We start from the raw sequence: 22,015 nt of genomic DNA, 5'->3' as shown, positions 1-22,015 counted from the left end.
TTCTGGTTTCTATTTGGCAGCCAATCGCCACAAGGACGTGACTTCTGCCGCGCGCGCTGCATGCAGCGCATCGCTGGCGTCGGAGGCCTTGGGGTGATGCGGCTGCGCGTCCAGGCGGTCCACCACCTTGAGGCCCGCTGCATCGATCGCCGCCAGCAGCCAGGCGCGCGTGCGCAGGCCCAGGTGCTCGGCAATATCCGACAGGATCAGCCAGCCCTCGCCTTTGGGCTCCAGGTGCGCCGCCAGGCCGTTGAGGAAACCCAGCAGCATGCGGCTGTCTTCGTCATACACCGCATGCTCCAGCGGCGAGCCGGGGCGCGCCGGCAACCACGGCGGGTTGCAGACGATGATGTGCGCCTTGCCTTCGGGGAACAGGTTGGCCTCGCGTACCTCGACTTGCGGAAAGCCCAGGCGCTTGAGGTTGTCGCGCGCACAAGCCAGCGCACGCGGGTCCTGGTCGGTGGCCACCACGCGCTGGATGCCGCTGCGCAGCGCCAGCACGGCGGCCAGCACGCCGGTGCCGGTGCCGATGTCAAAACCGGTCAGGTCATCGGTACCTTCAGGCACGGGTGCCTGGGCCACCAGGTCGATGTATTCACCGCGCACCGGCGAGAAAACGCCGTAGTGCGGATGGATGCGGTTGTGCGGCCCGTCTTCACCCAGCGCGGGAATGGGCACGCCCTTGCGGCGCCATTCGTGCGAGCTGATGAAACCCATCAGCTCGCGCAGCGATGCGACGGAGGGCACTGCGCCATCCCTGGATGGTCCCCAGGCTTCGGCGCAGGCTTTTTTTGCATCCGGTGCGCGGCGCAAGGGGATGCTGTAGTCCGCGTCAAACGGAATCAGCACCATGCCCAGCACACGGGCGCGCTGCGCCTGGGACTGACGGTGCAGGTGAAAGGCTTCCGGAAAAACCGGTGCGGCTGCTGAAGCCTGGGTGCTGGCTTCCCCGGCCTTCTGGTCTTTCACGCGTTTCTCTCGCTTGGGTTTGGCCGGTTTGTCGACGCGGCGCGCCAGCGCCTGCAACAGCAGCCGGGCATTCTGGAAGTCGCCGCGCCAGAGCAGGCCCGTGCCTTCACACGCCAGGCGGTAAGCCGCGTCAGCCGCGAGGGTGTCGTCAGCGATCACCACGCGCTTGGGCGGCGGCGCACCGCGCTCGGAACGCCAGCGCGCAGAACGCGCTTCGCCGCCCTCCGTCCAGTGGATGGTGGCGGGCTCAGCAGAAGAAGCAACGGGAGCGGCAGGTGAAACGGGTATCAGGGGCATCAGGGGCATCAGGGGCAGACACAAAGAAGAACAAAGAGGAAAGCCAAGTGTTTTAACAGATGGCCGCCCCCAGCGGCTGCAAGCGCTACCTAATCACTATCAATTTAATAGCTGCTCGCGCACATCCTGATTGCCTCTCAGGCACTTTCGATCCTGAAAAAACGGCTTTTTGAGGGTCTCCAGGCTGTTTTGGGCGCTCAACAGGCTCCAAAAAAGGCTTCCAGAGCACTTTTCAGGCCATTTTCAAGAACGATTTAGGCCTCAAGCCAAATAGGGACGGGCGCCAGCAGCTATGAATTAGATAGCAACGACAGACAGAGGGCGCTCCCCTCCTCACCAGCAGGAGCCGCGGAACTGGCTTCGCCAGGCCGCAGGCGCCGTCCCCTGCAAGGGAAGAGCCTCAAAAGGGGGTGTACCAATCTTCACCAGCAGGGGCCGGGGTCCGGCTTTGCCGGCCCCAAGGCGCCTGTCCCCTGCAAGGGGAGAGGAGGCTACACGAAGTGAGCCTCAGCAGGGGTGTTCAAACTGTCCAACCGCCACCCAGCGCCCGAATCAGCCCCACCGTTGCCAGGTACTGCGCGGTCTTGACCTGCAGCGCCTGGCGGCGGTTGCGCAGTTCGCTGCGCTGCGCGTCCAGCAGTTCGAGCTGGCTGACAAAGCCATTGCGGTAGCGTGAATCCGACAGCACCGTGGCGCGTGTGGCCGAAGCGACGGAACGCGATTGCGCTTCCGACTGCTCGGCCAAAAGGCGCAGGGCCGAGAGCTGGTCTTCCACGTCCTTGAAGGCGACGAGGATCTGTTCACGGTAATTGGCCAGGGCGATGTCAAGTTCGGCATTCGCGTTCTGCACGCCGGCCTTGCGGCGTCCGCCGTCAAAGATCGGCAGCGAGAGCAACGCGCCCACGCCCCATGCCTGGGTCGAGACCTTGAACAGGTCCTTGATCTCGGGCGCGGCATAACCGGCGTTGCCTGTCAGCGAAAAGGTCGGGAACCACGCAGCCTGGGCGACACCAACGCGAGCCTGCGCGGCCTGCATGGTGCTTTGCGCGGCAGACACATCGGGCCTGCGCTCCAGCACGGTGCTGGGCACGCCGGCCGGTATCACCGGCAAGGCCGTCGACCATTCAGCAGGCGCGACGGCAAAGTTCGACGCTACCTCACCGACCAGCACAGCCAGGGCATGCTCCAGCACGGCGCGGCGCTGGTCGAGTGCCAGTGCATCAGACTCGGTTGAGGCGACCTCGGTGCGCACGCGGGCTACGTCCAGCTCGGCCACATCGCCCTCCTTGAAGCGCACTTCCGTCAGGCGCAGCGTGTTGCGGTAAGCCTGCAGCGTGTCGCGCACCAGCGTGCGCTCGGTGTCGAGCGCGCGCAGGTTGAGGTAGGTCTGCGCCACATCGGCCTGCACCAGCAGCTGGGTGCTGCGCAGCAAGGCCTCGCGCGATTTCGCGTCCAGCGATGCGGCGTCCGAGTTGAGCGACAGCTTGCCGATCAAATCGACTTCATACGAAAAGTTGGCGGCGGCTGTGACCGTGGTCTGCGCGACGCGGTTGGTGGTGATGTTGCTCTGGCGCACGGCGCCCCCGCTCAAGCCCACTTGCGGCAGGCGGTCGGCATCGGTGTTGCGCAGGATGGCGCGCGCCTGGGCCAGCCGGCCCGCGGCCACCTTGACGCTGTTGTTGTTGGCGCCGGCCTGCTCGACCAGCAGGTCGAGCACCGGGTCGGCGAACGCCTTCCACCAGGTGCCTTGTGATTGCGGAGCGGTTGCTGCAGGCGCCGCCGCGACGGCGGCAGCGTTTTCCTTGTAGGCGGAAGGCGCAGCCGGAATGCTCGCCGGGTCAACCGACGCGCTGGTGGCGCAGCCGGCCAGCACCAGGGCGGCCAGCAAAGGCAGCAGCGCGGTGCGCAGTTTGGACGTTGTGTGGTTCATGATGAACTCCTGTACCTTTGATGCTTGTTGTTATTCGTGAAGCTTGAGGGGCGCTGCCGGCTGCGCGTGCGCACCTGCACCACCACTGCCCGCGAAGGCCTCGACGTGCGGCACTTCGCCATGCAGCTTGAGCGGACGGTTGCCCGTGAGGCGGCGCAGCGTGACGTAGAAAACCGGCGTGAGGAAGAGACCGAAAGCCGTCACACCAATCATTCCCGAGAACACCGCCACACCCATGGCGTGGCGCATTTCGGCACCGGCACCGGAGGACAACACCAGGGGCAGCACGCCCATGATGAACGCCAGCGAGGTCATCAGGATGGGGCGCAAACGCAGGCGGCTCGCTTCAATCGCGGCCTGCAGCGGCGTGCGCCCGGCAAACTCCAGCTCGCGCGCAAACTCCACGATCAAAATCGCGTTCTTCGCCGACAACCCCACCAGCACGATCAAGCCGATCTGCGTGAAGATGTTGTTGTCGCCGCCGGTCAGCTTCACGCCCAGCATGGCGGCCAGCAGGCCCATGGGAACGATCAGCACGATGGCGATCGGCAACGTCAGGCTTTCGTACTGCGCAGCGAGCACCAGGAAGACCAGCAGCAGCGCCAGCGGGAACACCCACATGGCCGAATTGCCGGCGATGATTTCCTGGTACGTGAGGTCCGTCCACTCGTAGCTGATGCCGGGTGGCAGGGTTTCAGCCGCGATGCGGGCGACCGCATCCTGCGCCTGGCCCGACGAATAACCGGGCGCGGCGCCGCCGTTGATGTCGGCCGACAGGAAGCCGTTGTAGCGCATGGCGCGTTCGGGGCCGAAGCTGGGCGTGACTTTCATCAGTGCCGACAGCGGCACCATTTCGCCGGTGGCCGATCGCACCTTCAAGAGGCCGATGTCTTCAGCGCGGGCGCGGTAAGGTGCATCAGCCTGCACCCGCACGGAATATGTGCGGCCGAACTTGTTGAAGTCATTGGCGTACAGGCTGCCCAGGTAAATCTGCATGGTGTCGAACACGTCAGTCACCGGCACGCCGAGCTGGCGCGCCTTGGTGCGGTCGATGTCGGCATACAGCTGCGGCACATTGACCTGGAAGCTTGAGAACATGCCCGCCAGCTCAGGTGTCTGGTACGCCTTGGCCATGAAGGCCTTGGTGGCGGCGTCCAGCGCGGCATAACCGAGCGAGCCGCGGTCTTCCAGCTGCAGCTTGAAGCCGCCGGTGGTGCCCAGGCCCTGCACGGGCGGCGGCGGGAACATCGCAATGAACGCCTCCTGGATACCGCCGAATTTTCCATTGAGCTGGCCGGCGATGGCGCCTGCACTCAGGTCGGCGGTGGTGCGCTGGTCAAACGGCTTGAGCGAGAGAAACACGATGCCCGAGTTGGAGCTGTTGGTGAAGCCGTTGATCGACAGGCCAGGGAAAGCAATCGCGTGTTCCACGCCGGGTTGTTTCATGGCGATGTCGCTGATCTTGCGGATCACGTCTTCGGTGCGGTCCAGCGTGGCGCCGTCGGGCAACTGGGCAAAACCGATCAGGTACTGCTTGTCCTGCCCGGGCACAAAACCGCTGGGCACTGCCTTGAAGAGGCCTGCCGTGGCGAGCACCAGCACCAGGTAGACACCCAGCATGATGGCCTTGCGCGAAATCGCACCCTTGACACCGCGGCTGTAGTTTTCGGAACCGCGGCTGAACAGGCGGTTAAAGCCTGCGAAGAAGCGGCCGAACACCTTGTCCATGCCGCGGGTCAGCGCGTCTTTCGGTGCGTCGTGGCTCTTGAGCAGCATGGCCGCCAGCGCAGGCGAAAGGGTCAGCGAATTGACGGCCGAGATCACGGTCGAGATCGCGATGGTCAGTGCGAACTGCTTGTAGAACTGGCCCGAGAGGCCGGTGATGAAAGCCAGTGGCACAAACACGGCGATCAGCACCAGGGCAATCGCGATGATGGGCCCGGACACCTCCCGCATGGCGCGGTAGGTGGCGTCGCGCGGACTCAAGCCCGCCTCGATGTTGCGTTCGACGTTCTCCACCACCACGATGGCGTCGTCCACCACAATGCCGATGGCCAGTACCAACCCGAAGAGGCTGAGCGCGTTGATCGAAAAACCGAACAGGTGCATCACCGCAAACGTGCCGATGACGGAAATAGGCACGGCCAGCAGCGGAATGATGGAAGCGCGCCATGTCTGCAGGAAGATGATCACGACCAGCACCACCAGGGCCACGGCTTCGAGCAGCGTATGCACCACGGCCTCGATGGACGAGCGCACAAACTGCGTGGTGTCGTAGACGATTTCGTAGTCCACGCCTTCAGGCATGCTCTTTTTCAGGTCCTTCATCACGGCCTGCACATCGTCGGAGATCTGGATGGCGTTGGAGCCCGGCGCGGCGAACACCGGCACGGCCACAGCCTGCTTGTTGTCCAGCAGCGAACGCAGGGCGTAATCCGAAGCACCAAGCTCCAGGCGGGAGATGTCACGCAGGCGCGTCACGGCGCCGCCCTTGTCGGTCTTGACGATGATGTCGCCGAACTCTTCTTCGCTTTGCAAGCGGCCCTGGGCATTGATGGACAGTTGCATATCCACGCCGGGCAGGCCGGGGGATGCGCCCACGACGCCGGCGGCGGCCTGGATGTTCTGCTCGCGGATGGCGCGCACCACGTCGCCAGCGGACAAACCACGCTCAGCCACTTTTTGCGGGTCAAGCCAGACGCGCATCGAATAGTCGCCCGAACCGAACAGCTGCACCTGGCCCACGCCGTTGATGCGCGCCAGGCGGTCCTTGACATTGAGCACCGCGTAGTTGCGCAGGTAGGTCATGTCGTAGCGGTCGTTGGGTGACAGCAAGTGCACCACCATCGTGAGGTCGGGTGAGCTCTTGATCGTGGTAATGCCCAGGCGGCGCACTTCTTCGGGCAGGCGCGGCTCGGCTTGCGAGACACGGTTTTGCACGAGCTGCTGCGCCTTGTCGGGGTCAGTGCCGAGCTTGAAGGTGACGTTCAGCGTCATCAGGCCGTCGGTCGTGGCCTGGCTGCTCATGTAGAGCATGCCGTCGACGCCGTTGATGGCTTCTTCCAGCGGCGTGGCGACGGTCTCGGCGATCACCTTGGGGTTGGCGCCGGGGTAGTTGGCGCGCACCACTACCGTGGGCGGCACAACGTCCGGGTATTCGGCGATCGGCAGCGAGCGCAGCGCGATCAGTCCGGCAATGAACATCAGCAGCGACAGCACGCCGGCAAAGATCGGCCGGTCAATAAAAAATTTGGAAAGATTCATGGCAATTCTTCTGGTTCAGGTGAAGGAGCGGCTCAGGACTTGGCCGCGACCTTCACGGCTTTTTCGGTGAGTTCCGACTTGGCGGTCATCTCGACCGGCTGCGGCGTGATCAGCGCTCCTGGGCGGATGCGCTGCAGGCCGTTGACCACAATGCGGTCGTTGGCGGCCAGGCCGCTTTTGACGACACGCAGGCCATCGACGGAAGCGCCCAGCGTGACTTCGCGGTACATCGCCTTGTTGTCGGCGCCGACCACGAGCACAAACTTCTTGTTCTGGTCGGTGCCGACGGCGCGCTCGTTGATCAGCAATGCCTTGCCTTTGGTGGCCTGGCCCATGCGGATGCGCGCGAACTGGCCGGGAATCAACTGGCCATCCTTGTTGTCGAACACGGCGCGTGCGCGCACAGTGCCGCTTCGGGCGTCCACCTGGTTGTCAACCAGTTGCAGCTTGCCTTCAAACGGCGTGTCGGTGCTCGCGGCGGTGCCCATTTGCACCGGAATGCGGTCCAGGTTGCGGCCGCCCGCGATACCGGCGTTGGTGCCCTGCACATCCTTGAGCGCCTTGACCACGACCTGCTCGTCGGCGTCGAAGCTCGCATAAATCGGGCTCACGGACACCAGTGTGGTCAGCACGGGTGCGCCCGGTCCTGCTGCGACCAGGTTGCCCACCGTCACTTCGAGCTTGCCGACGCGGCCGGCCACCGGGGCGCGGACCTGCGAATAGCCCAGGCTCAGCTGCGCCGTTTGAAGGGCTGCCTGCGCGGCGCGCAGGTTGGCGTCGGCTTCACCCTTGCCGTTGGTGCGCTCGTCAAACTCGCGTTTTGAAATGGCCTGCTCGCCCCACAGGCGCTGTGAGCGCTCGTGTTCGCCCTTGGCCTGGGCCACACGGGCCTGCGCCGCGGCCACCTGGGCTTCGGCGCGCGCCACTTCGGCGGCGTAGGGTGCCGGGTCAATCGTCAACAGCAGGTCGCCCTTTTTGACCAACGCGCCTTCGCGGAAGTGCACGGCCTGGATGGTGCCGGCCACGCGCGAGCGGATGTCCACGCGCTCGACCGCTTCCAGCCGGCCCGAAAACTCATCCCAGGCGGAGACGTCGCTTTGCACGACGGTGGCCACCGATACCGGCGTGGCCTGCGGCTCGGCAGGCGCACCCGACTGGGCACGCGTGCCCGAAACGCCGAAGATGACGGCCGTCACGCCCGTCAATGCCAGTACGGCCACGACGGTTGCCAGCAAACGGCGCTTGTTGTTGTGCAGATGAATCGATGTCATGGTGAAACCCCTCAAAAGAAAAGTAAAAAAAGGAACTGTGAAACTCAGGAATGGGTTGCATGCGCGGCCAGCGCATCAGCGAAAAAACGGGTGTACTGCTCATGCAGGACAGGGCCCCAAGCAGCCTTGTGGTCGCAAGGCTGCAGATAGCTGCAGGGCCAGCCGGTCGGCACCGGCAACACGGTCTCGTGCGCAACCAGGCCTGCGGCGCGCAGCCGTGCGGCGTAGGCCAGCGTTTCGTCGCGCAGCGGGTCGTCCTGCGCCGTGATGAGCAGCGTCGGTGCCAGGCCGGCCAGGCGGAATGCGGCGCCGGGTGCAGCGTAAGGGTGGCTTGCGTCTTCGGCCCGGGGCAGGTATTTGTGCCAGCCGTCGGCCCAGGTGCAGCCCACTGGCCCGGCTTCGGCGTCGCGCAGCGAAGCGGTCGCAAGGCATGGGTCCAGCATCGGCGACATCAGGATCTGCCCCGCCAGAGCCGGCTCATGCTGGTCACGCGCCATCAGCGCCACGGCTGCAGCGATATTGCCACCGGCCTCTTCGCCGGCCACAAAAACCGGCGCACCGACGCCGACCAGCTTGTGGCGGGCCTTGGCGGCCCAAACCAGCGCGGCATAACCTATTTCGACTGCATTGGGGAAAGGGTGCTCTGGCGCCAGCGGATAGTCCAGCGACATCACCACTGCGCCGGCTTGGGCCAGCAGCCCGGCTACGCAGGAACCGCCTTCCAGGGATCCGCCCACAAACGCGCCGGCATGGAAATGCACCACCAGGGGTGAAACGCCCGTGCCGCTGCGGCGGCCGTAAAAACGCACGTCCAGCGGCTTTTTCAGTGCCAGCTGGATCTGTTTTTCCACCCAGGGAGGGGGGCTTTTGTCGGCGCCTGCGGGGACGGGCTGTGGGCTGTTCATCTTGGCGAGCCGCACGCGGCTCCTCTTTGTTGCAATGCAGCAGAAGATACGCGCGGCAGGTCGCTTAATAAATAGCCGTTTTGTTTATACTTTATTTCACCAGTGCAACAATGAGGGGTAGCAAGCAGGCTTCTCCTCTGAAAATCACGGCCCCCCATGAAAGCTCCCATGAACATCCGAGCGCGGAGTTTCATCCTTCCCTGTGGGGCAAGGTCAATTGGGAGTGGGCAATCCCGGAAAGTTCTCAGGGCTATTTCGCGCCCCGCACCTGAACCGGCTGGGCTGGTCACAATCGCCCCTCGCCGTTTTGCCGATGAGCCCCTGTTGGCAGATGCACCTCTTCCCCGGCAGCCATTTTTAATTACCGCCCCGTATCCCTCTTGCGGCGCCCGCCAGGCAAGGCACGCGCTGACGGCCCTCACCAGAACAGGACTCTTTCATGGATAAATTTTCCGCAATGCAGGCCTTTGTACGGGTTGTGGAGGCCGGCACGTTTACCAAAGCGGCAGATTCCATGGGTATGCCCAAGCCCACGGTGACGCGCCTGATCCAGACACTGGAGCAGTCACTGGACACCAAGCTGCTCAACCGCACCACGCGCAAAGTCACGGTGACGGCCGACGGTGCGGCTTACTACGAGCGCGCGGGCCGCCTTCTGGGCGAAATGGAAGAGCTTGAGTCGAGCATGTCGCGCGCCAAGGCCAGCCCGCGTGGCCGGCTCAAGGTGGACATTCCCTCTTCACTGGGCCTTGCGGTGGTGATTCCGGCCCTGCCCGACTTTTATGCGCGTTACCCGGACATCCAGCTGGAGCTTGGCGTAAGCGACCGGCCGATCGACATCCTTGCAGAAAATGTCGACTGCGTGATCCGCGGCGGGCAGATCACAGACCAATCACTGGTGGCGCGCCGCATCGGCGAGTTTTATTTGATGTCCTGCGCTTCACCCGCCTACCTCAAACGCCACGGCGTGCCGCAGCACCCGCGCGAGCTGCAGGCGCACAAGCTGATCCGCTATTTTTCGCCGCGCGACGGCAAGCTTTACACCGTCAACCTGCAAAAAGACGGCGAGGTGGTGGAGATCGGCGGGCACCACCAGCTGTCGGTCAATGACTCGAACGCAGGTGTGGCGGCGGCGCTGGCGGGCCTGGGTATCCTGCAGACGCTCACCTTCCTGGTTCAGCACCATATCAGCAGCGGTGCGCTGGAACCCCTGTTCAACGGCTGGTGCTCCGAGGCCAAGCCCATTCATGTGGTGTACCCACCCAACCGCCACCTGAGCAACAAGGTGCGTGTTTTTGTCGACTGGATCGCCGACCTGTTCGCCAAACACGACCTGATACAGCGCAAGAGCAGCTTGCCGCAATAAACGCGGCAGACGACGCGACAGCCGCTACACCGAATGCATCGGCATTTTCCGGCGTCCCCAGCTTCCTACAGCTGGCGTCATCCGCAGACTACACCGCAGGACAACCCGCGGGAGTAAGGTCAGTGGCTGTCCCGCGTTTGCACGCCTGCGTTCATACACCGCCTTCCTTCCCTGCGAAAGACCACCCATGCCAAGACCCAAAGTTGCCGCGCCCGATACCGAGAGCCGAAAGGCACTGGAGCAGCGCGCGCGGGAAGCAGCCATGCCCGCACCACCCCGTGAAAAAGGCCGCTGGCCATTTCCGGTGCCGGACGACCAGCCCGCCGGCAAAACTGAAGGCCGCCACGAGGAACCGGAAAAGGCGGCCAAGCCAGGAAAGTCCGGCGACTAACTGCCGGATTCTCCATTCGCTCTCTTCTCTTCTGTGTCAGCGGCGCGCCAGGACGCGCTTGACCAGCACGGCAACAAACAGCACCAGCGCACCGGCGATCAAGCCTGTGAGTGCGTCCATCAACAGCGGCGTGAGCGCGGCCAGCAAAGCACCTGCTCCGCCTATGGCCGACGCTTTTTGTGCGAGCAGCTCGATCGCGTGATGCAGCGGCGCAAAGCCGTGCGTCAGAATGCCGCCGCCCACCAGGAACATCGCGATGGTGCCTGCCACAGAAAGGCCTTTCATGAGCCAGGGAGCGGTCAGCAGGATGGCGCGGCCTGCGCCGCGCTGCAAGCGGCCCAGGGCGCCGCCTCCTTCACGCTGGCTGAGGTAAAGCCCGCCATCGTCCAGCTTCACGATGCCTGCCACCAGGCCATAAACCCCCACCGTCATCAGGAGGGCGATACCGCCCAGAACAGCCACCTGCGTCACGAAGGGACTGGCCTGCACGGTGCCCAGCGTGATCGCGATGATTTCAGCGGACAGGATGAAGTCGGTGCGGACCGCGCCCTTGATCTTGTCTTTTTCAAGCGCCAGCACGTCTACGTCCGGGTTGGTCAGTGCGGCAGTCAGCGCCTCATGCTCGGCCGCCTGTTCGTCTGCGCTGTGCATGAATTTATGCGCGAGTTTTTCAAACCCCTCGTAACAGAGAAATGCACCGCCCACCATCAGCAGCGGCGTGACGGCCCACGGTATGAACGCGCTGATAGCCAGCGCGGCCGGTACCAGGATGGCCTTGTTGACGAAGGAACCTTTGGCCACAGCCCAGACCACCGGCAACTCCCGGTCTGCCTTGACCCCTGAGACCTGCTGGGCGTTGAGCGCCAGGTCATCACCCAGCACGCCGGCGGTTTTCTTGGCGGCCACCTTGGAAAGCAGCGCTACGTCATCAAGGATGGTGGCGATGTCGTCGATCAATGCGAGAAGGCTGCTGGCCATATGTAGGTTCCGTGTGCCGGCGCAAGGCCGAAGGGGTGAGCAAAACTTGCAAGGCCCGGCCGTGATGAGCCCGGCCGGCAGGAGTCCGGTGCTGCTGTTATGCGTTGTGGTGGCACCGAAGGCGAAGGCCTACTGTACCCAAATCCAGCGCAACAAAAAGCCGCCCCGCAGGCGGCTTTGGATGGGCGTCAGAGCGCTAGATGCTCAGCGCGCCGTGAGCCGTCCCAGGATAAAACCCAGCGCCAGGGCGGCACCGACAGCCTCCAGGGGCCTTTCCTGAACCCACGATTTCGAGGCGTCAATGGCCCGGCCTGGCGCTTCAGTCACCCGGCGGGTCTGGTCGGCAAAGCGGTCAGCCACAGTGCTGGCACCGCTGGCCAGCTTGTCGACGCCTTCGTGCGCGGCGGAAGACGCGCGGTCTACCGCACTGCGGGCCGGCTCAGCCACCTTGTCAATGCCGCTGTGGAGCGCTGCTCCGGCAGACTCGACGCCTCGCTGCAGAGGGTTGTCAGTACCGGAAGCCGTACCGGTGGAGGCTGTGGTTTTGTCCATGATGCTTCTTTCAAAAAAATTCCGCAAAATACCTCTGGGATCTATCTGAGCCTCGGTGATGACGGGCTCATGGTCGTCCAGAGGTGTCTGCCGACATTAAGCGGCGGCAGGCATGCGGACTGTGCGCAGCCGGATACGCTGCATGTAGGACAAGAGAGTGTTGTGCGCGCCGCGCGGTTGTCGGCCCACACTGACAGGAAAAAGGCCGCTTGGCTTGGCAGCCCCTGTCGCAGTTGCCCGCATCATCGTCCTGAACTCACAAGCCAAAGGCATCCAGGCCAGGCACCGTTGATAAACGCCCTTCCAACGTTTTTGAAACTCCAAGGAGAAGCACAATGCCCAGAATTGGACGACCCGCCCTCAGAACCGGCGCAACCGACAACGGCCAGCCGCGTAACGGCCCACCCGAGGAAGGTCTGGATGAAGACGACGCACTGGAGCTGCCGGTGGAGCCCGATGAAGGGATGCCGCTGATTCCTGATGACGATGAGCGGGTGGTGAATGTGCCGTCGTGAGATCGCGCTGTTGAGGCCTGGTTTGTTCTGTCGTTGGGCTTTTTGCTGAGGGTGGCTGGCCGGGGGTTGCCCGGCCAGCCACCCTCAGCAAAAAAACCAACGCCAGCGCAAGAACCGGCCCGAACAGAATCAGTTCAAAAATTCAGTTCTCAATCAACCACCCGCTTGAGCCGGATCTCTTCCAGCTTGGCACTGCCAAAAGCCACAGTCTTGAGCGACGGCATCTCGCGCTTGAACCCCGCCGCGTGTTCATAAAATCGCAGCGCACGCTCATTGCGCAACAGCACCCACAACGTGACCTGCGTGCAACCCTCTTCTTTCAGGCCCTCGCGCGCGCCGTCCCACAGGGCCAGGCCTGCGCCCTTGCCCCAATGTTCGGGCAGCACATACAGCGCCCAGATCTCACCCACTGTTGATTTGGTGCCGGCATCGCGGGAACGGTCAAAGCCGACGAAGCCCACGATCTCATCTCCGTCCGTGGCCACCAGCAGTTGCGGCTCGCTGAATTCGATGGCTTCGCGCCAGTAAGGCAGGCGTTTTTCTACCGTGATCTTGCCGAGGTAGTCCTCGGGCATGAGGTCTTTATAAGCGGCCTGCCAGGTGGCGACATGAATTTCGGCAATGGTTTTGGCATCACGGGGCGTAGCGGGACGGACGGAATAGCTGGACATGAAAAAAATCGCTTGTGAATCGGTGCGGGAAATGATCGGGGGAGCAGAATTGTCGCCCAAATCGCCTCCCACCCGGCAATACATTCGCTTCACGGCGGTCTGGCGGCAGGATGAATGCCCGGCAAGTGACTTGGGCGTCGGGTACATTCGTCGCACCCTAACACTTACAAGCGCTTGCACATCATGGCCCAAGGTATTCAGTTTCCCCTGCAAATGTCCTTCAAACTCATCGCCTTTGCACCGCAATTTCTGGTCAAGGACGCGCATAGCCAGCCGGTGGCGTATGTCAAACAAAAACTCTTCAAGCTCAAGGAAGCCATCACGGTTTTCACCGATGAAAAACAGGACCGGCAGCTCTACCAGATCAAGGCGGACCGGATTATCGATTTTTCAGCGCTTTATCACTTCACCGATACCCAGGGCGCGGCGCTGGGCGGCATCAAGCGTCGCGGCATGCGCTCCATGTGGAGAGCCGGTTTTGACGTGCAGGACAACGGCGTCACCCACTTCAGCATCAACGAGAAAAGCGTGATGACGCGTTTTCTTGACGGCCTATTCAGCCAGATTCCGGTGATCGGTATGTTTTCGGGCTACCTGTTCCATCCCGCCTACCAGGTGACGAGACCCGACGGCACCCTGGTGGCCGAGCTCACCAAGCAGCCCGCCCTGTTTGAGGGCCGGTTCACCGCCGAGCGGATGGCCCCCGTCAATGAACGCGAAGAGCAGCAGTTGTTGCTGTCCCTGATGACCGTGCTGCTGCTGGAACGCCTGCGCGGTTAACGCAGACGCCGGCGCAGGCAGCTACCCGTACCCGAAGCAGCGATGGACGACCCGGCCCACCCTGGCGATCCGGCGAATGCGGTTCTGTTCAGCGTCCAGCTGAACCCGGAAGGGGTGCATTTCAGCGCCTCGCCGTCCCTGCCGATCCTGCAATCGGCGCTCCAGGCCGGCGTGGCGATGGACAGTTCGTGCAGAAACGGCACCTGCCGCACCTGCATCCGCCGGCTGGCCAACGGGCAGGTGGCTTACCGCATCGAATGGCCGGGCCTGAGCGCCGAGGAAAAGCAGACGGGCTACATCCTGCCCTGTGTCGCGTACCCACTGTCGGATGTGGTGATCGGGCCAGGGGATTGAACTGGCGGGATCTGCCGTAGACCCACGGGAAAAGCCCCGGGCGACGCGGCGCCGTCGCCCAGCGCACGCTGCATCAGCACCGTGTCCACCCACTGGCCGAACTTGTAGCCGACACTGCCCAGCGTGCCGACACGGGCAAAGCCCAAAGCCTCGTGCACCCTGAGCGAGCCCGTGTTGGCGCTGTTGCCGACCACGCCCACCATTTGCCGGAAACCGCGCTGCTCGCACTGGCGGATCAGCTCACGCAGCAGGGCGCTGCCAATGCCGGACTGGCGCATGCCGGGCGCGACGTAAATCGAGTCTTCCACCGTATGGCGATAGGCCGGCCGCGAACGGTAGGCACTGCCATAGGCATACCCCACCACCTCTGCGTTGCGATGCGCCACCAGGTAGGGGTAGCCGCCCTGCAGGATGTCAGCGCGGCGCGAGAGCATCTGCGCGACGCTGGGCGGCTCCAGCTCAAACGTCGCCAGGTTAGTGGCCACGTAGTGCGCGTATATCGCCTGGATTGCCTCCATATGGCTTTCGGCACAGGGACCGATCACCAGGGAACCCCGAGTTTCAGAGGAAGGATCGGGGCGGGTGGCCTGGGGTATAGGTGTGAGGTGCATGCCGCTATGGTTGCGCAACGGCATGCATAAGTAAATATGTCAAAACTTATCAGATTGATTAGAATTTCTTTGCATGCTCAACCTGGACCACCTGCGCACCTACGCCCTCATCGTTGAAACCGGGAGCTTTTCCGGTGCGGCCGAAAGGCTGGGCCTTTCACAGCCCGCCGTCAGCCTGCAAATCAGGCAGCTGGAGCAGAAGCTGGGCGTGCGCCTGATCGAACGCGTGGCGCGCCGCGCAACGCCCACACCCGCAGGGCTTGACCTGATGGAAGAAATCCAGCATGTCAACACCGCCGTAGACGGCGTCATGGCCGCCATGGCTTCCCACTCCTCGAATGTGGCCGGCCGCATCACGCTGGGCATTGGCGCCACGGCCTGCCTTTATTTCCTGCCGCAAATCCTGCGCTCATTGAGGCTGCGGTTTCCCAATCTGAGCGTGGTGGTCAGCACGGGCAACACGGCCGACTTCGTCAAGGCGGTGGAAGGCAACATGCTGGACCTGGCGCTGGTCACGCTGCCCGTCAAACGGCGCGCGCTGGTGGTGACACCGTTGTTCAACGACGAGTTTGTGGCCATCGCACCCAAGCGTGATGCCGCCACGCCCGCCAGGATCACGCCGGCCGTCCTGGCAAAGCGCGAGCTGGTGCTGTTCGAGCCGGCGGCCAATACCCGCGTGATCATCGACCAGTGGTTTCAGGATGCGGGCCACGCCCCCAAACCCATCATGGAACTGGGCAGCGTCGAAGCCATCAAGGAAATGGTGGCGGCCGGCCTGGGCTGCAGCATCCTGCCAGCAATGGCGGTCACCGGCCCAGGGCAGCATGCCGAACTCGTGGTCCACCCGTTGTACCCACGGCTGCAAAGGACGCTGGCCTTGATCATGCGCAACGACAAACCGGTGAACAAGGCCCTGCACCAGGTGATTGCCGCCATTTCACAGCGGGCGGGCGCCGAGCCGCGCCAGCCGGGCTCCCGGCCTTCCCCGCAAAACAACAAGCTGTAGCACGCCTGTCAAACAACTGTGCAAGGATGGGCGGATGCTCCCTCCGCCACTGCCTCCGCCACTGAATAGCGCAGCCGACAGCCCACGCAGCTTTCACAGCCCCTACAGCCTCACGCCGGCGCGGGATGCGGCGGCCAGCTTTTCGGAGATGGAAGAGCTCAAGACAATTTTGCTGGCAGGCAGCGCGCACTTTGACGTGGCCGTTGCGGCCGAAGCGCATACTGCCGGCCCGTCTTTTCCGCTGTATGTGGCGGGCATCGGCTCCCGCGACCCTGCGGCGCCCGCGGTCGGTTTCTTCGGCGGCATCCATGGACTGGAACGCATCGGCACGCAGCTGGTTTTGCATTACATGCGGGCGTTGCTGTTTCGCCTGGAGTGGGACGAGTTGCTGCACCGGCAACTCCAAAAGATCCGGCTGGTGTTCATGCCCATCGTGAACCCCGGCGGCATGTGGGCGCACAAGCGCGCCAACCCCCAGGGCGTGGACCTGATGCGCAATGCCCCCCACAAGGCCGACGCCCGTGTGCCCTTCCTGGCCGGCGGGCAAACCGTGAGCCCCCGGCTTCCCTGGTACTGCGGAAGGCCCGGCATGCCGATGGAAGTGGAAAGCGCGGCCGTACTGCAAGTGGTGCGGGAACAACTGGCCAGCCGGCCCTTCAGCCTGGCACTGGACTGCCATTCGGGCTACGGCTTTGAGGACAGCCTGTGGTTTCCGTACGCCAGGACGCGCCGGCTGATGCCGCACCTGCCGGAGATGTTTGCACTGCGGACCATGCTGGAGCAATCGCACCCGCACCACGCCTACAGCTTCGAGCCGCAAAGCAACCAGTACCTGCTGCACGGCGACCTTTGGGACCATGCCTATGATCGCGCACCGGCGGAGAACATCTTTTTGCCGATGACGCTGGAGCTGGGCTCGTGGTTATGGATACGCAAGAACCCGCGCCAGCTGTTTTCGCGCCACGGCATTTTCAACCCTATTAAGGCGCACCGCACGCGGCGCGTACTGCGCCGCCATGCGGACCTGCTGGATTTCCTGACACGCGCCGCATTTTCCGCGCCGCGCTGGCTGCCTTCGGGCGAACAGCGCGTGCAACTCGCACGGCTTGCCGCAGCGCACTGGCGCCCGCGCAGGGTGGTGTGACATGACCTGGGTGTTGCTCAGGGGCTTGACCCGCGAGGCGCGGCACTGGGGAGATTTCCCGCTGCAGTTGCAGGAAGCCACAGGCCGCAGCCCCGGCCAGGTCATCACGCCGGACCTGCCCGGCAATGGCAAATGGTGCGGGCAGCGCTCCCCACTTTCCGTGGAGGAAATGGTCGAGGCGGTGCGCCGGCAACTGGCGGCGCAGGGCGTACGGCCGCCCTACGCAGTGCTGGCGATGTCCCTGGGCGGCATGGCGGCGGCCAGTTGGGCACAACGCTACCCGGACGAAATTTCGCGGCTGGTGCTTGTCAACACCAGCATGCGGCCCCACGCACATTTTGCGCAGCGCCTGCGGCCCCGCAGTTGGCTGACACTGCTGGCGATGGCTTCGCACTGGCGGAACATTGATGCCGTGGAACAAAAAGTCCATGAACTCACCTGCAAGCGCCAGGAGCAAAGGCAGCAGGATCTCACGCAGTGGCGCTTCATCCGCCAAAGCGCACCTGTGAGCGCAGCCAACGCAGCGCGGCAATTATGGGCAGCCACCCGGTTCACCTGCGCACCTCTTGCACCGCGTTGCCCGGTGCTGGTCCTGTCTTCAGCCGGCGATGCCCTTGTCAACCCGGCCTGCTCCGCGCAGCTTGCCCATGCCTGGCAAACATCGCACCGGGAGCACCCCTGGGCAGGGCATGACCTGCCGCACGACGACCCGCGCTGGGTGTGCCAGCACGTGGCGCCATGGGACAACGCCTGCGCATGAATAGTTCCAGCCCTGCGGGCTGGGTGCCAGCGGGGCGGGACAAATAAGACCCGGCACGGGACAAAAACATCCCACCCCATCAGGCAACGCAGCGACTGGGTTGGGGTGATATTCCTCTTCGAACCCAAGGGACAAATTGGTCCCGCAGCTCCTGTTTTCTGCGCCAAATACCTTTTGGATTCATGCACTTGCACGCGCTGCTCACCTGGCACAGGGTTTGCGAACCTTTGCGGCAAAAGGAGCGCAGCCCACACCATGGCAGACCAAAGGATCAAACGGCACGTTTATCTTCCCGGCCTGGCGGCCTTCGACACCGGCCACCGCAAGGCAGCGGTGATGGAAATGGGACACACCGGTGCCAACAACGAGTTCAAACCAGGCACGGTTTTTGTCGACAACATCGAAGCCCAGCGCGCGGTGCGTGCGCACTACGAGGAACGCCATGCCAGCGTGATGGACAAGCTGCTCGCCGGCAACCTGACGATTCCGCAAAAGCAGCAACTGCAGCGCGAATACCGCGGTTTGAGCTCAGCGATCCGCAACGTCAGGGTCGTGCAGCCCGGCATGGCGCCGTACAACAACCGGGAAAACGGCCCCGCCGATGTTCTGTTCGTCAAGGGCCATGGCAGCCCGCGCAATCCCAACTCCATCACCACCGTGGCAACGCCCGTGGACGAAGACGAACACCACCCGCCGGGCCTGTTCGAGCAGGCAACAAAGGTCAACATCAAGCGCGGCTACAAGATGACGCACACGGCGCAGGACATTGGGACTGCGGTGCACAATATTGCCAATTCCGTGAACAGCCCGGGCCTGGACGTCCGGCTGACATCCTGTGGCAGCGCCGGTACGGTGTCGCGCGACCACGTGGCCATCGGCCCGCGCAATTTGGCCCAGACCTTTGCCGGGCAGGTTTCTGCCACGCTGGATGCCCAGCACGCCGATCCGCGTGTACGCGTCAGCGGGTTCCAGGGCGACAGCAACTCCACATTGCCCAGCCGGCAGGGCGCCGACGATGGTTTCGTCACGAAGATCAAGGAAAAACCCGAAAACCCCAACAACCTGCACCACTTTGTCGATGCCATGGAACGGCAGACAGCCAAGCTCGGGCCCTTGCATGAAGCACTTGAACCCATCAAGCAACCCCTGCGTGAAGTGGCGGTGGCGACCAGACTGAAAGCAAACTTGCCGATGCCCCCGATAGCGTCCCTTGGTGTCGCACCTGCAATGCATGCAAATATGCGGCCTTTCACCAAAATTGTGACCACCGACAACGTCAATACCCAGCGCGTGGCGACCGGGACCCGGACGGCCGCGCTGACACCGATTGACAGGCACTAGGGCGGCACCACGTCCTCCGGGTCCTGCACTTCTTGTAGCGCCAAGGTAACCAGCAACTGAGGTTTGACAAGACTGGGGCTTTTAGGCGCCACCGGATGCCTTCGTGACGGCCCTGGTGCAAAATCGGCTGTCTCCCGTCGACACCATGAACAAGCCCAACCCACCTGCTGCCAGCACAGCGCTACACGACACTGCGGCGGCCGAGCCACTTGCAGGTGCCACCACCCGCCGCAACCGGCGCATCTGGGCATTGGCGCTGGGCACCACCGCCGCCATCTGGCAACTGGACCCCGCCCTGACTGAAATGGCGGAAATGATCGGCATGATTGCCTGTGCCGGCAACAAGACGCTGGCCAAGGACGCCATCATGCAGATGCGGGCGAAAGCGGACGCGCTGCGCGCGCAGATTCCCCCCTTGCCGGGCAGCGCATTGACCAAGGTTGTGCGGCGCGCGGAAGCAGCCTGCGGTGCAGTGCTGGACAAAGGCGTGCGTGTGAAGGAAGTGCAGACCAGCTGGGACCATTTTTTGGCCTGTGTCCGCGCGCTGCAAGACCCCCGCAAGTAGGGCCGCAGCCCGGCTGCCGTCTGCCGTGCGACTCACTCCAGGGACTTTTGCAGCGGGTCCACCGCGCCCAGCGTCCCGTCAATTTCACCTGTTTTTCATCTGATGTGTTTTTTGGGAGCGCAACTGATGCTGACACCGGCCGCCCATGTGCGGCATGATGGCCCCATGAACCCAAGATTTTTCTCACGCTTTTGCAAGCCTGTGCTGGCCGCGCGGCTGTTGTGGGCCGGCCCGGCATTTGCCATGGCCGTTGCCGCCCAGGCAGCTCCGCCGCCGTTTGAAGACACCATCGCGCAGCGCACCATGGCCTGCACGGCTTGCCACGGGCCCCAGGGCCGGGCAGCTCCCGACGGCTACTACCCGCGCCTGGCGGGAAAACCGGCGGGCTACCTGTACAACCAGCTGCTGAACTTTCGCGACGGGCGCCGCCACTACGGTCTCATGACGCAGCTGATCGAACCGCTCAGCGACACCTACCTGATGGAGATCGCGCAGTACTTCTCCCAGCTCGAAGTCCCCTATCCCGCACCCCTGCCCGCTGCCGCATCACCCGAGGCCATGCGCCATGGACAGCAGTTGGTCATGCAGGGCGACGCTGCGCGCCGGCTACCGGCCTGCGTGCAATGCCACGGCCAGGCCATGACCGGCGTGGCGCCTGCCATTCCGGGCCTGCTGGGGCTGCCACGTGACTACCTCAATGCACAGCTGGGTGCCTGGAAGGCCGGCCAGCGCCGCGCGCACGCGCCGGACTGCATGAAAAATGTGGTGGAAAAACTCACCGTGGAAGACATCAATGCCGTCGCCAGCTGGGTGGCGGCGCAGCCCCTGCCGGCAAGCACCAAACCAGCCACCACGCTGCCCGCGCTCGCACCCGGCGCCGTGGTCATTACCTGCGGTAGCGCAGCAGACATGCCCACTGTGCCGGCTTCGCCCACCAGGAAATTGCAAAAATGAAGACCCTCCTCAAATGGGCGGTGGGCCTTTCCACCCTGGCAGCCGCCGCGGTTTTACTGGTATGGGCGCTGAATGTGCGCGACGAAGTCGACGTGAAGGCGCCTGTGGCTACCGCGGCCCCCAGCGACAGCCTGATTGCCCGGGGCGCCTACCTGGCGCGCGCCGGCAACTGCCAGACCTGCCACACCGTGCAGGGCGGCCAGGCCTATGCGGGCGGGCGCGGCATCGCCACGCCGTTTGGCACAGTGTTCACCTCCAACCTCACGCCTGACGACAAAACCGGCATCGGCAGCTGGTCATCCGCCCATTTCTGGCGCGCCATGCACAACGGCCGCTCCAAAAACGGCCGCCTGCTCTACCCGGCCTTCCCCTACACCAGCTACACACAGGTCACGCGCGAAGACTCCGATGCGCTGTTTGCCTACCTGCGCAGCCTGCCCGCTGCGGTGCAGCCCAACCAGTCCCATGCGCTGCGCTTTCCTTACCAGTCGCAGGCAGCGCTTGCAGTGTGGCGCGCCCTGTATTTCAGCCCCGGTGCATACCAACCGGACGCCGCACGCAGTGCCGACTGGAACCGCGGGGCCTACCTGGTCAAGGGCCTGGGTCATTGTGCGGCCTGCCACACCGCACGCAATGCGCTGGGCGCCAGCGACGCGGGGCTGGACCTGGCCGGCGGGCTGATCCCCATGCAGAACTGGTATGCGCCCTCATTGACCTCGCCGTATGAAGCGGGCGTGAGCGACTGGGACAGGCAGCACATCGTGAGCCTTCTGAAAAACGGCGTCTCACCACGCGCCTCGGTCACCGGCCCCATGGCGGAAGTCGTTCAGCGCAGCACGCAGTATTTGAGCGATGCCGATCTCGGCGCGATGGCGCAGTTCCTGAAAGAGCTGCCGCCCACACACACCACGTCCCCGGAGCCGGCCACCATCAAGACTCAGGGCGAGTCTGTGGAACGCGCCGCCAAGCTGTACGAACAGCACTGCGCCCAGTGCCACGGTGCCAGGGGCGAAGGAATCGCCAATGCCTACCCGGCGCTGGCAGGCAATCGCGCCGTCACCATGAGCCAGGCCGTGAACCTGGTGCAGATCGTGCTCAATGGCGGCTACGCACCAGCCACCACGGGCAACCCGCGCCCCTTTGGCATGCCGCCCTTCGTATTGGTGCTGAACGACGCCGATATGGCGCTGGTGCTGACGCATGTCCGCCAGTCATGGGGCAATAGGGCGAGTGAAATCACGCCGGTGGAAGTGAACCGGATACGGGCGAATACGGGGCGGTAGACGAATCACTGCGCTTCGTTGCGAAGCGGGGCGCAATGGTCGTCCTTTGAATACAACAGGACCCGGGCCGCCAGCGCCTTTCATCTGCAGGACAGCGGCCTGCCAGCT

Annotated in this window: 21 protein-coding genes; 12 read left to right on the top strand and 9 right to left on the bottom strand. The window is 63.9% G+C overall.

From position 1 onward, the window contains the following. Positions 1-9 precede the first annotated feature (9 nt). From AC1DVV_RS02360 to AC1DVV_RS02340, 5 genes are all read right to left on the bottom strand, one after another. A complete protein-coding gene (locus AC1DVV_RS02360; protein WP_457279187.1) occupies positions 10-1,266 on the bottom strand; it encodes a methyltransferase in 1,257 nt (418 codons plus the stop codon). Positions 1,267-1,786: 520 nt separating this feature from the next. Next, positions 1,787-3,196, bottom strand: coding sequence for an efflux transporter outer membrane subunit (locus AC1DVV_RS02355; protein WP_457279188.1), 1,410 nt, complete (start codon positions 3,194-3,196; stop codon positions 1,787-1,789). A 30-nt stretch (positions 3,197-3,226) separates the two neighbouring features. Then, positions 3,227-6,460 carry an efflux RND transporter permease subunit gene (locus AC1DVV_RS02350; protein WP_457279189.1) on the bottom strand — a complete coding sequence of 1,078 codons (3,234 nt, stop codon included), beginning with the start codon at positions 6,458-6,460 and terminating at the stop codon, positions 3,227-3,229. Positions 6,461-6,492: 32 nt separating this feature from the next. Further along, complete coding sequence (locus AC1DVV_RS02345) at positions 6,493-7,731, bottom strand: efflux RND transporter periplasmic adaptor subunit (RefSeq protein ID WP_457279190.1); 1,239 nt, start codon at positions 7,729-7,731, stop codon at positions 6,493-6,495. Between the two features lie 44 nt (positions 7,732-7,775). Further along, a complete protein-coding gene (locus AC1DVV_RS02340) occupies positions 7,776-8,651 on the bottom strand; it encodes an alpha/beta hydrolase (protein ID WP_457279191.1) in 876 nt (291 codons plus the stop codon). Between the two features lie 424 nt (positions 8,652-9,075). Here AC1DVV_RS02340 and AC1DVV_RS02335 point away from each other — a divergent pair, with 424 nt between their 5' ends. Further along, positions 9,076-10,002 carry a LysR family transcriptional regulator gene (locus AC1DVV_RS02335; protein ID WP_457279192.1) on the top strand — a complete coding sequence of 309 codons (927 nt, stop codon included), beginning with the start codon at positions 9,076-9,078 and terminating at the stop codon, positions 10,000-10,002. Between the two features lie 187 nt (positions 10,003-10,189). Continuing rightward, complete coding sequence (locus AC1DVV_RS02330) at positions 10,190-10,393, top strand: hypothetical protein (protein WP_477666327.1); 204 nt, start codon at positions 10,190-10,192, stop codon at positions 10,391-10,393. A gap of 36 nt (positions 10,394-10,429) precedes the next feature. On the opposite strand, the gene AC1DVV_RS02325 is transcribed toward AC1DVV_RS02330, so the two are convergent. Together AC1DVV_RS02325 and AC1DVV_RS02320 are read right to left on the bottom strand one after the other, a co-directional pair. Then, positions 10,430-11,371, bottom strand: a complete 942-nt coding sequence (locus AC1DVV_RS02325) for a DUF808 domain-containing protein (protein ID WP_457279194.1) — start codon at positions 11,369-11,371, stop codon at positions 10,430-10,432. A gap of 204 nt (positions 11,372-11,575) precedes the next feature. Further along, the gene (locus AC1DVV_RS02320) at positions 11,576-11,923 is read right to left on the bottom strand and encodes an ElaB/YgaM/YqjD family protein (protein ID WP_457279195.1); all 348 of its coding nucleotides are present in this window, start codon (positions 11,921-11,923) and stop codon (positions 11,576-11,578) included. Positions 11,924-12,258: 335 nt separating this feature from the next. Here AC1DVV_RS02320 and AC1DVV_RS02315 point away from each other — a divergent pair, with 335 nt between their 5' ends. Beyond that, positions 12,259-12,438, top strand: coding sequence for a hypothetical protein (locus tag AC1DVV_RS02315; RefSeq protein ID WP_457279196.1), 180 nt, complete (start codon positions 12,259-12,261; stop codon positions 12,436-12,438). Positions 12,439-12,587: 149 nt separating this feature from the next. Here the strand turns inward: AC1DVV_RS02315 and AC1DVV_RS02310 are convergent, their stop codons facing one another. Next, positions 12,588-13,109: an N-acetyltransferase family protein gene (locus AC1DVV_RS02310; protein WP_477671480.1), complete on the bottom strand. Its 522-nt coding sequence runs from the start codon at positions 13,107-13,109 to the stop codon at positions 12,588-12,590. Positions 13,110-13,292: 183 nt separating this feature from the next. On the opposite strand from AC1DVV_RS02310, the gene AC1DVV_RS02305 reads away from it, so the two are divergent. Next, the gene (locus AC1DVV_RS02305; RefSeq protein WP_457279198.1) at positions 13,293-13,889 is read left to right on the top strand and encodes an LURP-one-related family protein; all 597 of its coding nucleotides are present in this window, start codon (positions 13,293-13,295) and stop codon (positions 13,887-13,889) included. Between the two features lie 42 nt (positions 13,890-13,931). After that, the gene (locus AC1DVV_RS02300; RefSeq protein WP_457279199.1) at positions 13,932-14,243 is read left to right on the top strand and encodes a 2Fe-2S iron-sulfur cluster-binding protein; all 312 of its coding nucleotides are present in this window, start codon (positions 13,932-13,934) and stop codon (positions 14,241-14,243) included. Here AC1DVV_RS02300 and AC1DVV_RS02295 read toward each other — a convergent pair. Next, positions 14,183-14,854: an N-acetyltransferase family protein gene (locus AC1DVV_RS02295; RefSeq protein WP_477688812.1), complete on the bottom strand. Its 672-nt coding sequence runs from the start codon at positions 14,852-14,854 to the stop codon at positions 14,183-14,185. The two genes, AC1DVV_RS02300 and AC1DVV_RS02295, sit on opposite strands and share 61 nt — an antisense overlap. Positions 14,855-14,927: 73 nt before the next feature. On the opposite strand from AC1DVV_RS02295, the gene AC1DVV_RS02290 reads away from it, so the two are divergent. The 7 genes from AC1DVV_RS02290 (at position 14,928) to AC1DVV_RS02260 (ending at position 21,907) form a co-directional block, all read left to right on the top strand. After that, on the top strand, positions 14,928-15,860 hold the full coding sequence (locus AC1DVV_RS02290) for a LysR family transcriptional regulator (protein WP_477688811.1): 933 nt from the start codon (positions 14,928-14,930) through the stop codon (positions 15,858-15,860). Between the two features lie 148 nt (positions 15,861-16,008). Beyond that, positions 16,009-17,004 (top strand): M14 family zinc carboxypeptidase, encoded by a 996-nt coding sequence (locus AC1DVV_RS02285; RefSeq protein ID WP_477689133.1) that lies wholly within the window; start codon positions 16,009-16,011, stop codon positions 17,002-17,004. Position 17,005: 1 nt separating this feature from the next. Continuing rightward, positions 17,006-17,764: an alpha/beta fold hydrolase gene (locus AC1DVV_RS02280; protein WP_477688810.1), complete on the top strand. Its 759-nt coding sequence runs from the start codon at positions 17,006-17,008 to the stop codon at positions 17,762-17,764. Positions 17,765-18,019: 255 nt separating this feature from the next. Then, positions 18,020-19,105: a hypothetical protein gene (locus tag AC1DVV_RS02275; protein ID WP_457279203.1), complete on the top strand. Its 1,086-nt coding sequence runs from the start codon at positions 18,020-18,022 to the stop codon at positions 19,103-19,105. Positions 19,106-19,250: 145 nt separating this feature from the next. Beyond that, the gene (locus tag AC1DVV_RS02270; RefSeq protein ID WP_477688809.1) at positions 19,251-19,670 is read left to right on the top strand and encodes a hypothetical protein; all 420 of its coding nucleotides are present in this window, start codon (positions 19,251-19,253) and stop codon (positions 19,668-19,670) included. A 165-nt stretch (positions 19,671-19,835) separates the two neighbouring features. Next, on the top strand, positions 19,836-20,624 hold the full coding sequence (locus AC1DVV_RS02265) for a c-type cytochrome (RefSeq protein ID WP_477707098.1): 789 nt from the start codon (positions 19,836-19,838) through the stop codon (positions 20,622-20,624). Next, the gene (locus AC1DVV_RS02260) at positions 20,621-21,907 is read left to right on the top strand and encodes a c-type cytochrome (protein ID WP_457279206.1); all 1,287 of its coding nucleotides are present in this window, start codon (positions 20,621-20,623) and stop codon (positions 21,905-21,907) included. Before AC1DVV_RS02265 ends, AC1DVV_RS02260 begins: the two co-directional genes overlap by 4 nt. Positions 21,908-22,015: the final 108 nt, after the last annotated feature.

The organism is Polaromonas sp. P3_B4 (genome assembly GCF_056402835.1).
The sequence above is the reverse complement of the archived record's forward strand: the minus strand, read 5'-3'. Positions and strand labels throughout refer to the sequence as shown.

Bases quoted from the DNA above. Each gene is read 5' to 3' on its own strand.
- AC1DVV_RS02345 (WP_457279190.1), bottom strand. From the start codon at position 7,731: ATGACATCGATTCATCTGCACAACAACAAGCGCCGTTTGCTGGCAACC.
- AC1DVV_RS02280 (WP_477688810.1), top strand. From the start codon at position 17,006: ATGACCTGGGTGTTGCTCAGGGGCTTGACCCGCGAGGCGCGGCACTGG.
- AC1DVV_RS02270 (WP_477688809.1), top strand. From the start codon at position 19,251: ATGAACAAGCCCAACCCACCTGCTGCCAGCACAGCGCTACACGACACT.
- AC1DVV_RS02300 (WP_457279199.1), top strand. From the start codon at position 13,932: ATGGACGACCCGGCCCACCCTGGCGATCCGGCGAATGCGGTTCTGTTC.
- AC1DVV_RS02285 (WP_477689133.1), top strand. From the start codon at position 16,009: ATGGAAGAGCTCAAGACAATTTTGCTGGCAGGCAGCGCGCACTTTGAC.
- AC1DVV_RS02290 (WP_477688811.1), top strand. From the start codon at position 14,928: ATGCTCAACCTGGACCACCTGCGCACCTACGCCCTCATCGTTGAAACC.
- AC1DVV_RS02320 (WP_457279195.1), bottom strand. From the start codon at position 11,923: ATGGACAAAACCACAGCCTCCACCGGTACGGCTTCCGGTACTGACAAC.
- AC1DVV_RS02360 (WP_457279187.1), bottom strand. From the start codon at position 1,266: ATGCCCCTGATACCCGTTTCACCTGCCGCTCCCGTTGCTTCTTCTGCT.
- AC1DVV_RS02295 (WP_477688812.1), bottom strand. From the start codon at position 14,854: ATGCACCTCACACCTATACCCCAGGCCACCCGCCCCGATCCTTCCTCT.
- AC1DVV_RS02275 (WP_457279203.1), top strand. From the start codon at position 18,020: ATGGCAGACCAAAGGATCAAACGGCACGTTTATCTTCCCGGCCTGGCG.
- AC1DVV_RS02350 (WP_457279189.1), bottom strand. From the start codon at position 6,460: ATGAATCTTTCCAAATTTTTTATTGACCGGCCGATCTTTGCCGGCGTG.
- AC1DVV_RS02260 (WP_457279206.1), top strand. From the start codon at position 20,621: ATGAAGACCCTCCTCAAATGGGCGGTGGGCCTTTCCACCCTGGCAGCC.
- AC1DVV_RS02315 (WP_457279196.1), top strand. From the start codon at position 12,259: ATGCCCAGAATTGGACGACCCGCCCTCAGAACCGGCGCAACCGACAAC.
- AC1DVV_RS02265 (WP_477707098.1), top strand. From the start codon at position 19,836: ATGAACCCAAGATTTTTCTCACGCTTTTGCAAGCCTGTGCTGGCCGCG.
- AC1DVV_RS02325 (WP_457279194.1), bottom strand. From the start codon at position 11,371: ATGGCCAGCAGCCTTCTCGCATTGATCGACGACATCGCCACCATCCTT.
- AC1DVV_RS02330 (WP_477666327.1), top strand. From the start codon at position 10,190: ATGCCAAGACCCAAAGTTGCCGCGCCCGATACCGAGAGCCGAAAGGCA.
- AC1DVV_RS02305 (WP_457279198.1), top strand. From the start codon at position 13,293: ATGGCCCAAGGTATTCAGTTTCCCCTGCAAATGTCCTTCAAACTCATC.
- AC1DVV_RS02355 (WP_457279188.1), bottom strand. From the start codon at position 3,196: ATGAACCACACAACGTCCAAACTGCGCACCGCGCTGCTGCCTTTGCTG.
- AC1DVV_RS02335 (WP_457279192.1), top strand. From the start codon at position 9,076: ATGGATAAATTTTCCGCAATGCAGGCCTTTGTACGGGTTGTGGAGGCC.
- AC1DVV_RS02310 (WP_477671480.1), bottom strand. From the start codon at position 13,109: ATGTCCAGCTATTCCGTCCGTCCCGCTACGCCCCGTGATGCCAAAACC.